We start from the raw sequence: 15,578 nt of genomic DNA on the forward strand, positions 1-15,578 counted from the left end.
CGAGATCAGCCGCGGCAGTTGGCACCCCAAGAACAGGAACCCTCGGCCATCTGGAGCAACTGCTCATCCGTCAGCTCCTCGCCCATTTCCTGTTCGAGCGCGAGCTCCGCGATCTTGCGCGAGTCGACGTTGGTATCGATGATCTGTCCGCTTTCCATGTCCTATCCTCCAGATTGTGGATCAAGCAAATCCTTCATCCCATACAAGAATACATGCATGTATCGAATCATAGTTCTTCAATAGGTCCGCGCCGCTGCACCGGACACATGTGCGACAGTCGCACCAAGGGCGAACCATATCACCTCTGCAGGCACCGATTCCGGCTTCTCCTTGATGGTGAATTCAGCCGTCTTCTTCCCCGGATCATAGCTATACCCGACTACGGTCTTGCCCAGCCCCGGCGTATCCGTCGTTGCCGTTCCGGAATTCTCGCCATCGTACACGGTGTTATGCTGAGTCTTGCTGATTGCTTTGAGGCCGGCCCATTCTTCAGCCGAAAGGTCGGTAACGGTGTTTGTGCTCATCATCCGACTCCCAAGTTGTTTGAATCCAAAAGACTTGGATTCGATTATATATATAATTTCTCCGTGCCGTGATGGTCAACGTATAAACCGATCCGATTCACGCATATTCATGACAATTGCTTGCATGACGATCACGACATCTAGCTGCTTTGCGGGCCGTTGCGGCCAGCCTTCATGCAAGCACCTCCTCCAAGGCGGCATGATCTTCGTACCAGGCCCTCAGATTGGTCGTTCCGCCGGGGAAGTCGGCCGGACCATCCGGGATGGGGGCAAGCTGGCGCAGCGCAAGCGCGAGGTATCGGCCATTCTGCTCCAGCAGGAGCTCCCGACGCACCAGATCGGCGAGAACTTCGCGGACCATTGCTTCGTCGACCGGCAGCGAATCCGAAGCGAGCAGCGTCATCAGTTGCGCCAAGGAAATGATGCCGTCGCACGCGGCATAGAGCCTCGCGGCGAGCCCCGTCAGCCGATAGCCGGCCGCCGGCGCTCCCGGCCGCGTGTCCGCAACGACCAGGTCCGCCCCGTCGGGCTGGACCAGCAACGCCGGGCGGTCGGCGGGATCCTCGCGGTCCCATGCCTGCTTCCAGCTGCCGACGATCCGCACCACGCGCTTCAGCTGCCGGCGCTCGGCCAGCATCCGGGCCGCCGGCGGCCGCCCCACGGCATCGAAATAATAAGCGAGCTCCTTCAGGTCCGCCGCTGCCACGGGGTACACCGATTCATAGCTGGGATATGGTGCCAGGGTGAGCCCGAAGTCCGCCGCACGCTGATGATAGGGGCTGAAGCGGTGGAACTGGATCCGGTCGATGCCGGGCGGCTGCAGATGCGCCACCCGCGGCAGCCAATCAGCCATCTCGCCATACCATCCGTCGCACTCGCCCGGCACATCCCACAAGAAGTTCCAGGTGATGAAGATCCCGAGCTCGCGCGCCCATTTCAGCAGTTGCACATTCTGCAGCGCGGTCGTGCCCTTGTCGATCAGCCGGAGGATCTCGTCATGCATGGTCTCGATGCCGGGCTGCAGGCGCCGGATACCTGCGGCCGCGATCAGTTCCAGATGGTCGCGGCGGAGATTGGCCTTGGTTTCGAAAAACAGCCTGTAGGGCTCCTCCTCGGCCAGTTGCGGCAGCAGCGTCCGGAAATACTTCATGTCGAGGATGTTATCGACGACGTTGAACTTCCGAATCTGGTGACGCTCCGACAAATGCCGAAGCTCGCCGAGCACGCGCTCCGGCGCTTTCGAGCGGAACGCCATGTTGCCGCCGTTCAGCCCGCAGAAGGTGCAATGCTTTTTCGCGCCCCACCAGCACCCGCGCGACGTCTCCACCGCCAGGCCGGGATCGATATAGGGGCGCAGCGGCGACGCCTCGAGCGCCGCGAAGTAATCGTCGAAATTGGGCGCGGGGACGTCGTTCATGTCCCGCACCGATGCGCGGGGAGCGGCGGCGCCGGTGCCGACCCGGTCGATATTCGCCGCCCCCACCACGCCGTCCGCCAGCGCTTCGGCCGGAAGATCCCGCCCTTCCGCGAGCAGCCGCGCGCACAGTTCGGGGAACAGCGTGTCCGCTTCGCCCGAGACGACGAAATCCACCCATGGAAAACAGCGGCGGGTAGCGACGCCCATCGCCCCTTCGCAATTGGCACCGCCCATCACCGTGATGACGCTCGGGTCGAGTGCGCGGATGCGGCGGAGCAAGGCGAGCGACGCGCAATGCTGGAAGAAAGTCGACGTACAGCCGACGATCCTGGGCCGTACCGAGAGAATCTGGCGCGCGGCACGATCGACGAAGTCCGGTGCCGCCGCCCGCGCCCGCAGCAGCGCGCTGCGGGGATCGTCGCGAAACCCGCTGCGCAGCAGCAGCCCGCGCGACACCGCCGCCGAAAGCACCGTGTCGAGATAGGCCTCCTGGTCGGGCGCGAACTCCGGAAAGGCCGCCCCGGCGAAGGTCCACTCACCGACCAGAAACTCCTGCTTGCTGTCCGCAATGAACGAGAAGACGTCCAGGCCAATCTCCTCGGCGAACCAGAGGCAGGGAAACCAGCTTCGGGTGGCAATGCCGCGATGCTCGAGCGCGCTCTGCAACAAGCCCAGCGCAACCGATGGCTGGTCGATGACCGGATAGGGCATCGAGACGAGGCAGACGTCCTTCCGCCCCACCTGTCCGCCACCCGCGATGCCCGCACCCTCGGCTTCCAGTCCGCCCCCCAGGAAGGGGACGGCCGGCGCGCGCGCAGACGCTGCACCGCCCTGTCTCATCCCTCTAGCAGCGCGCGAAGATAGGGGTTGTAGAAGGTGCCGCCTGGATCCTGCGACTGGCGATAGGCGGCAAACGCCTTCAGCGGAGCTCCCCGCCGCTCGCGCAGCTCGGCGAGAAAATTGGGATTGAATGCTGCCGTGTAGTTGCCGGGCGGCCCCTTGGGATCGTAGAAGCCGTACATCTTGCCGTTGTGCGGCAGCCCCCCCATTGCCACCCATGCACGTTCGACATCGGCGAAGAACTGCAGCAGCGCAGGCGGATATTGGTCGGTGCTGACCGCCTCGACGAACCCGATCAGATCGAGATTGACGAAGAGCGTGCCGGGATCGGCCGTGTACGTCCCCGCCATGGCCACGTCGCTGCCCGTCACGAAGCGGAACTCCATCGGCGCGGCGATGTAGAAGGAGCTTCCCTGCTGCATGCGCTTGCCCACGACCTGCAGGCTGTCCCACACCCTGCCCAGCGATTCCGCATCGATGGCGGGCATCGGCAGGAAATAGGACATGAACATCACCCGCGCGGCTTCGGTCAACCAGAGATCGGAATGCGCGGCCGCCGCCTCGGCGACAGACTTGCTGATCGACGCGATCCCGGCAACGGTAAGGCCGCCGGCCGACAGCTTGGCCTTTTGCGCCTCGATCGCCACCCACTCGGCAACCGCCTCGCCCGGCAGCAAAGGCGCGCCGAATTCGTCCTCCTGCGCCAAGGTACAGGCATCCTGTGCCGGTACGGGCTGGTTGGGCAGTTTTTCCGCAGGATCGACGACGTCCCAGCAGGCGGCGAAATATTCGTTGGTGATCGGCCACACGAAATAGGGATTGTAGAAGACCTCGACGCGATCGTGGCTGGTCAGCAGTTGCTGGAAACGCTGGGCGAACGCGTCCCGACTGGTGGCATCGAACGAAACGCTGCTCGCCTGGAGCGTCGTCGCATAGGGGCGATCGAGCACATCGATCGTCACCGAGGTGACGATGCCGAGCCCGCCGAGATTGACGCGCGCGAACTGCATCGGCTTCCAGCCGTCCACCGCGCTGCTGGTCTCGTCGATCGTAACCACCGTGCCGTCGGCGCGCAGAATCGTGAAGGAGGAGACCGTGCCGGCGAAGATCGGCGCATCGATGGTCGCCCCGTGCACGTCCACCGCGGTCATGCCGCCGATGCTGAAAAAGCCGCCTGCGGTCACGGTGCGCAGCATCAGGTTGTTGCGGGTCAACAATTCGTCGACCTGATCTTCGCGAACACCGGTATTCACGGTGATGCGCTTGTTCACGACATCGACCACCATCGTCTGGTCGCCTGAAGGCCCTAGGTCGGCATAACAGGACATGTCGACCAAATAGAGCGGGCGGCCGGACGGGTCCGACGTGCCGATCACCAGGGGCGGCTGCGAATGGCGCTGCCCGGACACGCGCAAGACGGCATTGTCGGAAACGGCCTTTTTCAAGACCTGCTTCAGCTCGCCCAAGTTCTTCGGTGTGAAATAATATCCCCCACCCCCTACAGGCGGCTGGTAGGTGATATTTTTTGTCCAGTTGCTCCAGGCAGTACTAGACGATGCCGCGACCTGCGTGCCCGTCATAAAGCCCCCCTCCGAGTCGAACATCAGATACATTGATCATTATCATGAATTATCGCGAGTCGCAAAATCACCCCGAAGACATGACCGAACTCCGAACGAACTCATCGGAACGCCACTACATGGCCATGCATCCATATTGGCAGTACCGCGCCCGTCCTATCTTGCACCGAAGCTGCGATATCATGTTCCACACACACCAAGGGAAGCCTAAGAGGCCGAACAGGTGCGCTAAATCTCTGCGGCGTACGCACCGCGACCTAGGCTTCACCTTGTTGCGGAAGGCAATTTGGTGCATTCGCTATGGCTTGGCGGCCCAAACCGCTCCGATCGCCCGCCCCCGGAACGGCCGATCGAGGCGCGCACCTTCGCCGATTTCGGCGACGCGATCATGGTAGCGATAGCGGCTGCGCGGGGATTGCAGACCAGATAGAGTCCACGTGCCATCGGGAGACCGTGCGAGGCTCCATGCCGAGCGCCGCGCGATCGCCCGGCTAAAGATGCCGGGAAGGGCGACAGGCCGAGGCGGGGCCGTACCAGCCTATGCTTTTCACCGACCGGCCCGACATTTACCGCCTGGCACAGGTATCGCTCGGTTCGGCTGGTTACAATTGCTATACCGGCCACAAAAATTGATTGTTTAAACGTTTTTCAGATACCAATTTATGCAAACGTTCGATCAACTGGCGCCTGCGCGGGCGCCGCCATGATCGCTCCGCACGGGACGCGGTGCGGAGCGGGGCGAGGATGCAAGCGGCGCGGAGGTGTCATGTGGTTGATGCTCGATGATCGCCTATAGCCTGCCATTCTCGCATCGGCCGCGCGCCGTGCCTTGGGTATGGCCGCTCCTATGACCGCCGCGGTCTCGCACGCCTTGCTGACGATCGCGGCGGATTTCGGGGCAGCCGTCGACGTCGATCAGCTTTGCGTGCGATTCGCCGCCGCCGTCGCCAGCGTCGGAAACTTCCACTTCGCCCTGGGGCGCTTCGGGCCCAACATGCAGCGCGCCGAAGAGGTGATCTTCGTGCACTATCCCGAAGCCTGGCAGCGCCATTACCACGCCAACGACTACATCAAGATCGACCCCACGATCAACGCGATCGCGCATCAGGACATACCGTATAGCTGGACGGAACTTGGCGGCCTCGACGGCGCCCAGCGCCGGTTGCTCGAAGAGGCGCGGGCCTTCGGCGTGGTGGCCGGGTTCACCGTGCCGATCCACATGACCGACGGGACGACCTTCGTGGCGAGCTTCGGCGCGGGCGACGTCGATGCGCTGAATCGCGCCCGGCCGTTCCTCAGCATGATCTCGGCGCAGTTCCTCGAACGCTACAAGGCGCTGGCCGGCACGCCCAAATCGCCGATCCGCCTGACGCCGCGCGAACGCGACTGCATGACCTGGACCGCGCGCGGCAAGAGCGCGTGGGAAATCGGCGTCCTGCTCGGCATCAGCGAGAACACGGTCAATTTCCACGTCAAGAATGCCTGTGCGAAACTAGGCAGCAACGGGCGGATGCTGGCCGTGGTCAGCGCGATCATGCTGGGCGTCATCTCGCCCTGACCATGTCGCGCCGCTCCGGGCCCGCAGCGTGCTGGGCCGGGCCTATGCGAGCTGGCGGGCTCGACCGGTCTGCACCGCCGGCAACACGCCCCAGCGCTCCAGGGCATGGGTGGCATTCTCCATCCCCGTCTCGGCCCGGAGCAGGCTGCCGAGCCGTTCAGCCGCCGCGCGAACGCCTTCACGCTCCGCCAGGAAGATCGCATCGGCAAGGTCCTGCGCCGTCATCGTCCGGCGATCGAGCAGGACCGGATTGACCCCGGAGCGCTCGAGCCGCCACGCCCAGTAGAACTGATCGGCCAGAAACGGCACGACGACCTGCGGTAGCCCTGCCCGCGTGGCGGCTGCCGTCGTTCCGGCGCCGCCGTGATGCACGGCGAGCGACACCCTCGGGAACAGCCAGTCATGGGGTGCATCCCGGAGGAACAGCACGTTGGGCGGCGCCTGCGCCGACTCCAGCGCGCCCCAACCGGTCGCAACGATCGCGCGACGACCGGTCCGCCGAACCGCGTCGAGAACCAGACGGGTGAAGCGCTGCTGATCGCCGCTGAGCATGCTGCCGAACCCGACATAGAGGGGCGGCGGCCCGGCATCGAGGAAGTCGCGCAGCGCCGGTGGCGGCGTCCAGTCGTGCCCCTGATCGAGCGACCAGAAGCCGACGACCGCCGCCCGCCCCGGCGACCAGTCGGCCGGCTGCGGCTGCAGGTGCCTGCTGAACGCGTAGAGGACGGGTTGCGGCCGTACCCGTTGCTCGCGTTCGTACCACGGGCCGAGGAGCGGGAAGGCGCGCAGCCCCAAGGCCTCGCGCAACGCATTGGACGGCCGCGCCATCAGCCGCCACATCGCGATTCGCAACGCATGCGAGAGGGCGAGATTGGCGGTACCGGGCAGGCGCAGGCCGGGTAGCGGCCAGATCGGCGCCAGGTGCCGCGACGGGGTCAGCGGCATGAACTGCGCCTGGACGAACGGCACGCCGATCCTTTCCGCCACCGCGGCGCCGAGGATCGTGCCCGAGCCAGAGCCGAGGACGAGATCGGCGCCCCGGGCCGCTTCCATCCCCTGCCGCGCCCATTGCGGCGCCCAGGCCATCATCGTCGCGGCGACCGACCCGGCGATCCTCAACTGGTTCCCGCCATCGATCAGCGCCCGCTCGCGCGCCATCAACGCCGCATAGTCCGATTCGATCGGGGCCAGCCGCAGGCCCACCTGGTCGATCAGCGCGCGGTGACGGTCGCTCGTGGCGATCGTCACCGCATGGCCGAGCGCCTGGAGATGGCGGCCGAAGGCGGCGAAGGGCCGTACGTCGCCCTGCGTCCCGATGGTGAAGATGGCGATGCGCATGTCGTGCCTCCGTCGCCGTGCCGCCACCGCCCGTTAGGGCCGTTCGACCGCGACCAGCGCAGAGTCCTGCGCCAGCGCATCGAGGTGGCGGGTCAGGATGCCGCCGATCCGCGCCGCATGGGCGGGCAGCATCATGTCCTGATGCCGGCAGTCGACCTCATGGATGGCGAGCGTGCCCGCCAGATGGCTGCCCCACACGGTGGGGCTGTCACGGATCACCGCACCGGCGCCGTCGCCGCCGCGCAGGGCCGCGCGGAGGAACAGCGCATCGGTGTCTGCATGGCCGGGCCGGTATCGCCGCGCCAGGCCGAGATTGTACAGGGTCACGGCGCGGAGACGATCGATGAACGCCGGCACGTCGCCGATTTCCTGCCCGAGCGTCGCCGGCAGCGCGCCCATGTCGATCGCCGCGGCGATCAGTTCGACCAGCGCGTCCGCGGTTTCGGGCATCGGCGCACCCTGGGCGGGCTGCAGCTGCAGGAAATCCATCGCGGCGCGGATGAGGACGATCTCTTCCATGTCCTCGGGATCGGCCTCGGTGCCGAGGAAGGGATAGGAATCGAGCAGCGCGAGCAGGGCCACGTCTTCGCCCGCGCTGCGCAGGCGAGAGGCGATGCCATGCGCGATCAATCCGCCCATCGACCAGCCGATCAGGTGATAGGGACCGGCCGGCTGCACCGCGCGGATCTGCTCGAGATAGATCTCGACCAGGGCCTCGATCGAGGCAGGGCGGGCCTCGCCCTGGAGCAGCCCGATATCCTGGAGCGCATAGACCGGGTGACGCTGGGGCAGATGCGGCGCCAGCGTGGCGAAGCTCCACCCCACGCCCAGCACCGGATGGAGGCAGAACAGCGGCGCGGCATCGCCTTCGCTGCGAAGTGGCAGCATCAGGTCGAGAAAGCCGGAGCCTTGCGCGCTGCCGTCGAACAGCGGCGCGAGGCCCGCGATGGTGGGTTCGGTGAACAGATGGCCGATCGAGAGATCGGCGCCGAGGTCGGCCAGCGCGGTCACCAGATGCACCGCGCTCAGGCTGTCGCCGCCGAGATCGAAGAAGTTGTCGTGGATGCCGATCTCCTCGACCCCCAGCACCGACCGCCAGATCTGCGCGAGCATGATCTCGGTGGGCGTGCGCGGTTGCGCCGAAGCCGCGCTTTCGATGACGTCCTGCTTGCCCGGACGCGGCAGCGCGCGGCGATCGAGCTTGCCGTTCGGCGTCCGCGGCAGCGCGTCGAGATAGTGGAAGCGCGACGGGATCACCTGCGGCAGCAGCATCGTCGAAAGCGCCCGGCGCAGCTTCGCGGGTTCGGCGGGCAGGTGCCCCTCGCCGGCGACGAGATAGGCGACCAGCATCGCCCCCTCGTCCCCGCGTTCGAGCACGACTGCGGCCTGTTCGATCCCGCTCAGCCGGAGCAGCGCGGATTCGATCTCCGCCGGCTCGGCACGGACGCCCTTGATCTTCACTTGGTCGTCGTTGCGCCCCAGCGTCCGCACCACGCCGTCGGCATCGCGCACCGCGCGATCGCCGGTGCGGTAGAGCCTGGCGCCGGCCGCGTCGGTGAAGCGATCGGGCGGAAAGCGTTCGGCGGTCAGCGCCGGCTGGCCGAGATAACCGGTCGCGACACCGTCGCCGCCGATCGCGAGTTCGCCGATCGTGCCGTCGGGCAGCTGTATGCCATAGGTATCGACGACATGCAGCTGGGTGTTGGCGAGCGGACGGCCGATCGCCGGGAGCACCAGGTCCGCCGTGCCGATCTGCTGCGCCGTCGACCAGATCGTCGTCTCGGTGGGGCCGTACAGGTTGAACACCGCGCGCCCGAGGCCGAGCAACCGCTCGGCGAGCTGGCCGGACAGGACTTCGCCGCCGGTCAGCAGCAGCAGCCCGCGCAATGCCTCGCCCTGGCCGGCGCCGAGGATCGCCTGCCACATGGTGGGCGTCGCCTGGAGCGCGGTCACGCCGTGGCGCGCGATCGCCTCCGCCAGCCGCTTGGGATCGCCCGCCTCCTCGCGCGTGGCGACCACGACGGTCCCACCGGCGACCAGCGGCAGCAGCAGCTCGAGCACCGCAATGTCGAAGGTCACCGTGGTGATCGCCAGCAGGCGCTCGTCGGGCGCGACCGAGAGGATTTCCCGCATCGACAGCAGCAGGTTGCGGAGGTTGGCGTGGGAGACGACCACGCCCTTCGGCCGCCCGGTGGTGCCCGAGGTATAGGTGACATAGGCGGTGCCGGCCGGAACCCGCGGGGCCGGATCAGCATCGCCGCCATGAAGCACGCCTGCCGCGCCGGCGCGTGCGAGCACCAGACGCGGAACGGCGATCGGCAGGTCCATGTCGGCGTCGCACAGCACCAGCGACGGGCGCGCGTCTTCCAGGATGGCGTGCAGGCGGTCGACCGGGCCGTGGCCGTTGAGCGGCAGCCAGGCGGCGCCGCTCTCGGCGATGGCGAGCAGCGCGGTGACCAGCCGCCGGTCGCGCGGCAGCACGACCGCGACCAGGTGGCCCGGCCCCACCCCCGCTGCGGCCAGTTGGCGCCGCAGTGCTTCGACATCCGCACCGAGCACGCGATAGCTGAGCGCTCCCGCTGTATCGATCACCGCAGGCGCATCGGGGCGATCCGCCGCCTTGCGGCGCACCAGCGCAGGTGCGTCGTCGGCGGGCCAGGCACGCTCGGCCGCGCGGACCTGTGCCGCCCAGCGCTGGCGCTCATCGCCGCCGATCAGGTCGTGCGCGACCAGCGCGACCTCCGGATCGGCGAGCACCGCGGACATCAGCCGTTCGACCCGTGCGAGATGCGCGTCGAGTTCTTCATGCGTGTAGAGCCCCGGATTGGCATCGAAATCCATCCGGATGCCTTCGCCGTCCTGCCGGTCGAACAGGAAGACGGTCAGGTCTTCCATCGCCCCGTTGCTCAGATTGTGGCTGCGGGCGGTGGCGCCGCCGAAGCGCAGCGCATAATCGAACGGCTCGATGTTGACGCTGAACCGCGCGAGGTGCTGGTTGATCTCGTTGAATCCCAGCTCGCGGCGCAGATCCTCGTAGCGGAATTGCTGGTGCCGCAACGCGCTCTGCAGCACCCGGCGGGACTGGGTGAGCAGCTCGACGAAGCTGGTCTCGCGCACCGGCCGGAAGCGCAGCGCGACCACGTTGGCGACCAGGCCGGGCACCTGGCGCAGGGTACGGCTGCCGCGCCCGGTCATCGGCATGCCAACGACGAAATCCTCCTTGCCGGTCATGCGGAACAGATAGGCGGCGAGCATGGCGGTGAGGCCCTGCGGCAGCGTCGCGCCGTGGCTGCGCACCAGCACGCGCAGGCGCTCCACCATCTCGGCCGGGATCGTCCAGGACCGTCGGATGAAGCCGCCATCGGCGCCCGAGGCGGCGGTATTGCGGCGATCGAGCCGCATCGACAGCGTCGGCGCATCGGGCACGTCGCGCAGTTGCTCCACCCAGTATTTGCGATCGGTTTCGCGGCGATCGGAGTCGCGATAGCCCTGCTCCTGCTCGACGAGCAGGGCGATCGGCAGAAAGCCGTGCGGCTCGGGCGCGCGCTTCTCGACGAACGCGGTGTAGACCTCGGCAAGCCGCGCCGCGAGCATGCCCCCGGTGAAGCCGTCCAGCGCGATATGGTGGCAGCATTGCAACCACATAAAGCGCTGCGGGCCGAGCTTCAGCAGCGCGCTGACCCATAAGCCATCGCGCTCCAGATCGAGCTGCGCGAGGATACGGGCGCGCATCCAGGCCAGCGCCGCCGCGTCCGGATCGGGTTCGCCGCTCACATCGACGAACGGGAATTCGGTGCGCATCGACGGCACCACCCGCTGCATCGGGCCTTCGGGGGTCTGGACGATCTGGATGCGGGTAGTCTCCGCTTCCTCCGACACTTGGGTGATCGCCGCCACGAACAGATGCGGGTCGATATCCCCCAGGATCTCCACCGCCTCGGCGATGTTGAAGGTGGAACCCGGCGGCGCGATCTGGCTGCCGATCCACAGGCCGCGCTGGGCGGTGGTCAGTGGCAGTAGTTGCTCGGATCCATGCTGCATCGCGTCGACTCCCCCTTGTATGCCCCAATTGTCTGAAACTGCGTCACGTCGGCCGCTTCGCCCGATCGGCGGCCGGCGCCGTGCTCGACCGGTCGACGGCTGCGCCGCCGGCGGAGCGCTCCGCATGCGCGAGTGCCGCGGCCACCTCGTCCAGCGCGGCGGCCTTGGCCTCGCGCTGCAGGTAGCGCAGCGCTTCGGCCATCCGGCTGGCGATCTTGCGGCGTTGCGGCAGGTGCATGGTCACGCCGCCTGCACGACGGGGTGGCAGACGCCGCCCTGCCGATCGGCGAGCACCCGATGCTGCACGCCCAGCCGCTGCCGCGCGACCATGAGGATCTGTTCGGACACCCGCACATAGGCGCTCGCCACCGGCCAGCGACCGAGCGTGTCGGTCTGCTGCAGCAGGCGGTGCGGCAACCCGGCCGCAGCCAGCGCGCCGCGCAACACCCAGAGCGGCGAAATCAGCAGATAGCGCTCGATCCCTTGGCAGATTCCGAATTCCAGCGAGGCCAGGATGAGCTCGCTCGTCACCATCCGGCGCAGCGGCGCCGGCAGCGCGCGGTCGACCGCGAAACGGGTATTCTCCCAGACCGTCTCGGTGCGCGGCGGCCCCTCTTCGGGTGCGAGTTCGGGCCACAAGGTCTCGGTCATGTAGGGGCGCGTGGTGGGGAGCAGCCGCACCATCCCGCGGACCCGCGTGGCATGGTCCCGCCACAGCAGATAGCGCGCGGCGGGGGTGTCGAACTGGTCATATTCCATGCCGTCGAAATGCGGGACGTTCCACCCGGACCGGACGACGAACTGGTCATGCCGGAAGCGATATTGATCGGCGAGCGCATCGCCGAGCAGATGCGCCGATTGCCACGTCACCAAGTCGATCATGACCGCCCCTCGTCGTGTTCGCTGCGGCGCACAATCGGTGTTGGAGGGCGCCGCGCCTACTCCCAGATCTGGTAGGGTCGGGCGCCCGGCCGCCCGTTTCCGAGGAGTCCCAGGGAGCGGAAGGCCTTGGAGGTGCGGGTGCGCCGCCGCGTTTGCGGCAGGCGGGCGCATCGGACCCTGTATCGGCGCGGTGGCGCCTGTCCGCATACATCCGCACAGCCGATGGCGCAGGGGGTGCGGAAACGATTTCATCGGCCTATCGCCGTAGCAGGTTTATCGAACGAGCAGATCAGCTTTCGGGAATGGACGGAAAAGAGCAAAGGACCGGCATGCGGTGGAGACGACGTAACCTGGCCTCGATGAGCGCCGATGTCGGCGACGGGCTGGCACCGGCGGTGGAGGCGGTCACCACGCCGACCAAGGCGCCCCCTGGCGGCGGCAGCGGCTACCGCGCGATCGCGCTCGTCGTCGCGGCCGCCCTGTTCATGCAGCAGCTCGACGGCACGGTGCTGACCGTAGCGCTGCCGACGATGGCACGCGACCTCGGCACCTCCGCCACCAGCCTCAGCCTCGCGCTGACCAGCTACCTTCTGGCCCTCGCGCTGTTCATTCCGGCGAGCGGCACGCTGGCCGACCGATTCGGCTCGCGCACCATCTTCTGCGTGGCGATCGCCATCTTCCTCGCCGGTTCCATCCTCTGCGCGCAGGCCGGCACGCTGCCGATGCTCGTCGCCGCCCGCTTCCTGCAAGGGATCGGCGGCGCGATGATGGTGCCCGTCGGCCGGCTGGTGCTGCTGCGCAGCGTCGCCAAGGAAGACATGGTCCAGGCGCTGTCCTGGCTGGTGATGCCCGCGCTGATCGGGCCGATCCTGGGGCCGCCGCTGGGCGGCTTCATCGTCACCTGGCTCGACTGGCGCTGGATCTTCTACCTCAACCTACCGATCGGCATCGCCGGCATCGTCGGCGCGCTGTTGCTGGTACCCGAGATCCGCGGCGACTCGCGGCCGCGGTTCGATACCAGCGGCTTCTTCCTCTCCGGCGTGGCGCTGGGCTGCCTGTTGTTCGGCTTCGAACTGTCGAGCCGCCCCGGCACCGGCCGCGTGGCGCTGGCGCTGCTCGGCATCGGCCTGGTCTTCGGCCTCGGCTATGTCCGGCACGCCCGGCGCACCAGCGACCCGATCCTCGATCCGCGGCTGATGCGGATCGACACCTTCCGGCTGTCGGTGATCGCCGGTTCGCTCACCCGCATCACCCAGGGTGCGCAGCCCTTCCTGCTGCCGCTGCTGTTCCAGCTCGGCTTCGGCCTTTCCGCCGCGACCACCGGCACCATCACCATGGTGGGCGCGATCGGCGCGCTGGCGATGAAGGCGCTGGCGCCGCGCGTCCTGCGCCGCTGGGGCTTTCGCGACAGCCTGATCGTCTCTGGGCTGGTGAGCAGCCTCGGCTATGCCAGCTGCGCGCTGTTCCGGCCGGACTGGCCGGTCGCCGCGATGGTAGCGGTGCTGGCGCTGTCGGGCTTCTTCACCTCGTTCCAGTTCACCGGCTACAACGCCATCGCCTATGCCGATGTCGAGAAGCAGGAGATGAGCGCGGCGACCAGCCTATACGCGACCTTCCAGCAGCTGACCCTGTCGCTCGGCATCTGCACCGCCGCGACCGCGCTGGAGCTGGGGCCGCGGCTGGCGCACCGCGAGGCGCTCCACCTCGGCGACTTCTCGCTGGCCTTCGTGATCGTCGCCGGCATCTCGGCCTCGGCGCTGTTCTGGAACCGCCGCTTCGCGCACGACGCCGGCGCGGCGATGAGCGGCCATCGCAGGCATTCGGAGACGAATGGCCGCACCGCCGGACAGGGCTGACGGCCTCGCTACCCTATGGCGCGACAACCGGCATGCGGCTAGCGTTGCCCCAGATTGGGGGATCATGAAGATGCGGCGTGTGCGTTCGGGCGTTTCGGCGATGGTGTTGGCCGCATTGCTGGCCGGCTGCGGCGGTGGCGGCAGCAGCGGGCCTGGTACCATCGTCCAGCCCGGCACCGGCACCGGCACCACCACCCCCGCCCCGACCTCCAGCGCCTGTACGCTCCGCGCCCGACAGGACTGGATCCTGGCGACGATGCGCGAATGGTATCTCTTCCCGGAGACGCTGCCGACGAGCCTCAACCCTTCCGGCTACGGCACCGCCGACGAGTATCTCGACGCGCTCACCGCCACCGCCCGCGCGCAAGGGCGCGACCGCTACTTCACCTACCTCACCTCGATCGCCGAGGAGACCGCCTATTACACCAGCGGCTCCAGCGCCGGCTTCGGCTTCCGCCTGGCCAGCGACGGCAGCAGCACGCTGACCGTGGCCGAGAGCTTCGAGGGCGGCAACGCGCTGCAGGCCGGCATCGATCGCGGCACCCAGATCCTCGCCATCGGCACCAGCAACGGCGACCTGCGCGACGTGAGCACGCTCTTCAGCACGCAAGGGACGGCCGGCGTGCAGGCGGCGCTGGGTCCGGACACCAACGGCACCACCCGCGTGCTGCGCGTGCGCGATCCGAACGGTGCTGTCCGCACCGTCACGCTCGCCAAGTCGGACTTCACCCTCACCCCGGTGTCGAGCCGCTACGGCGCGCAGATCCTCACCGACCCGAACGGCGGCGGCCGCGTCGGCTATGTCAATCTGCGGACCTTCATCGACACGGCCGATCCCGCGCTGCGCAGCGCCTTTGCCAATTTCAAGGCGCAGGGCATCGACAAGGTGATCGTCGACCTGCGCTACAATGGCGGCGGGCTGGTCTCGATCGCGGTCCTTTTCGGCAATCTGCTCGGCGGCGGACGCGCCACGACCGACGTGTTTGCCTATACCAGCTTCCGGCCCGAAAAGTCGGCGAACGACAAGGTCGACAGGTTCGCGCCCCAGCCCCAGTCGCTCGCCCCCACCCGGATCGCCTTCATCGGCACGCGCAGCACCGCCTCGGCCAGCGAGTTGGTGATCAACGGCATGCTCCCCTATTTCCGCGCCAATCTGGGGCTGATCGGCACCAACACCTATGGCAAGCCGGTGGGCCAGGTGGCCATCGACAAAAGCGAGTGCGACGACCGGCTGCGCGTGATCGCCTTTGCTACGCAGAACGCCAATCGCCAGGGCAGCTATTTCAACGGCCTCGCCAGCAACGTCGAGGCGAGCTGCGCCGCCAGCGACGACCTCTCGCAGCCGCTGGGCGACGTGCGCGAGGCTTCGGTGAAGGCGGCGCTCGATTTCGTCGCGGGGCGCAGCTGCAGCGCGATCGGCGGCTTCGCGATGGCGCGCGCCGCCTCCGTGCCCAACGAACTCCTCTCGCCCGAACGGCCGAACACCGCGCAGCGCGAGGTGCCTGGACTGTTCTGAGAGACCGTTTGAGAATGGGTTGATGG

The 15,578-nt window shown here is 67.4% G+C and carries 11 protein-coding genes; 3 read left to right on the forward strand and 8 right to left on the reverse strand.

The annotated features are described in order from the left end of the window. Window positions 1-5: 5 nt before the first annotated feature. The 4 genes from GGR89_RS12540 to GGR89_RS12555 form a co-directional block, all read right to left on the reverse strand. Window positions 6-158 (reverse strand): hypothetical protein, encoded by a 153-nt coding sequence (locus GGR89_RS12540; protein WP_164521837.1) that lies wholly within the window; start codon window positions 156-158, stop codon window positions 6-8. A gap of 78 nt (window positions 159-236) precedes the next feature. Beyond that, window positions 237-527, reverse strand: coding sequence for a hypothetical protein (locus GGR89_RS12545; RefSeq protein WP_164521836.1), 291 nt, complete (start codon window positions 525-527; stop codon window positions 237-239). A 169-nt stretch (window positions 528-696) separates the two neighbouring features. Next, entirely contained in the window at window positions 697-2,781 is a 2,085-nt protein-coding gene (locus GGR89_RS12550) for a RiPP maturation radical SAM C-methyltransferase (protein ID WP_125976727.1), read from the reverse strand. Further along, entirely contained in the window at window positions 2,778-4,361 is a 1,584-nt protein-coding gene (locus tag GGR89_RS12555; protein ID WP_164542678.1) for a D-arabinono-1,4-lactone oxidase, read from the reverse strand. The genes GGR89_RS12550 and GGR89_RS12555 overlap by 4 nt, the downstream gene beginning before the upstream one ends. A gap of 847 nt (window positions 4,362-5,208) precedes the next feature. Here GGR89_RS12555 and GGR89_RS12560 point away from each other — a divergent pair. Next, window positions 5,209-5,919 carry a helix-turn-helix transcriptional regulator gene (locus GGR89_RS12560; protein ID WP_164542677.1) on the forward strand — a complete coding sequence of 237 codons (711 nt, stop codon included), beginning with the start codon at window positions 5,209-5,211 and terminating at the stop codon, window positions 5,917-5,919. A 42-nt stretch (window positions 5,920-5,961) separates the two neighbouring features. Here GGR89_RS12560 and GGR89_RS12565 read toward each other — a convergent pair whose 3' ends face one another. Genes GGR89_RS12565 through GGR89_RS12580 form a run of 4 tightly spaced genes read right to left on the reverse strand, consistent with a single transcriptional unit; the run spans window position 5,962 to window position 12,180 of the window. Further along, complete coding sequence (locus GGR89_RS12565; RefSeq protein ID WP_125976724.1) at window positions 5,962-7,257, reverse strand: glycosyltransferase; 1,296 nt, start codon at window positions 7,255-7,257, stop codon at window positions 5,962-5,964. 33 nt (window positions 7,258-7,290) lie between these two features. After that, a complete protein-coding gene (locus GGR89_RS12570) occupies window positions 7,291-11,298 on the reverse strand; it encodes a non-ribosomal peptide synthetase (protein ID WP_164542676.1) in 4,008 nt (1,335 codons plus the stop codon). A 43-nt stretch (window positions 11,299-11,341) separates the two neighbouring features. Next, window positions 11,342-11,536, reverse strand: coding sequence for a hypothetical protein (locus GGR89_RS12575; protein WP_125976722.1), 195 nt, complete (start codon window positions 11,534-11,536; stop codon window positions 11,342-11,344). Window positions 11,537-11,538: 2 nt separating this feature from the next. Continuing rightward, entirely contained in the window at window positions 11,539-12,180 is a 642-nt protein-coding gene (locus GGR89_RS12580) for an acyl-homoserine-lactone synthase (protein ID WP_167712962.1), read from the reverse strand. A gap of 329 nt (window positions 12,181-12,509) precedes the next feature. Here GGR89_RS12580 and GGR89_RS12585 point away from each other — a divergent pair, with 329 nt between their 5' ends. Then, window positions 12,510-14,036, forward strand: coding sequence for a DHA2 family efflux MFS transporter permease subunit (locus GGR89_RS12585; protein WP_206431214.1), 1,527 nt, complete (start codon window positions 12,510-12,512; stop codon window positions 14,034-14,036). A 70-nt stretch (window positions 14,037-14,106) separates the two neighbouring features. Further along, window positions 14,107-15,552: a S41 family peptidase gene (locus tag GGR89_RS12590; RefSeq protein WP_167712966.1), complete on the forward strand. Its 1,446-nt coding sequence runs from the start codon at window positions 14,107-14,109 to the stop codon at window positions 15,550-15,552. Window positions 15,553-15,578 lie beyond the last annotated feature (26 nt).

This window comes from Sphingomonas trueperi, from assembly GCF_011927635.1.
Classification (GTDB): Bacteria; Pseudomonadota; Alphaproteobacteria; order Sphingomonadales; family Sphingomonadaceae; genus Sphingomonas; species Sphingomonas trueperi.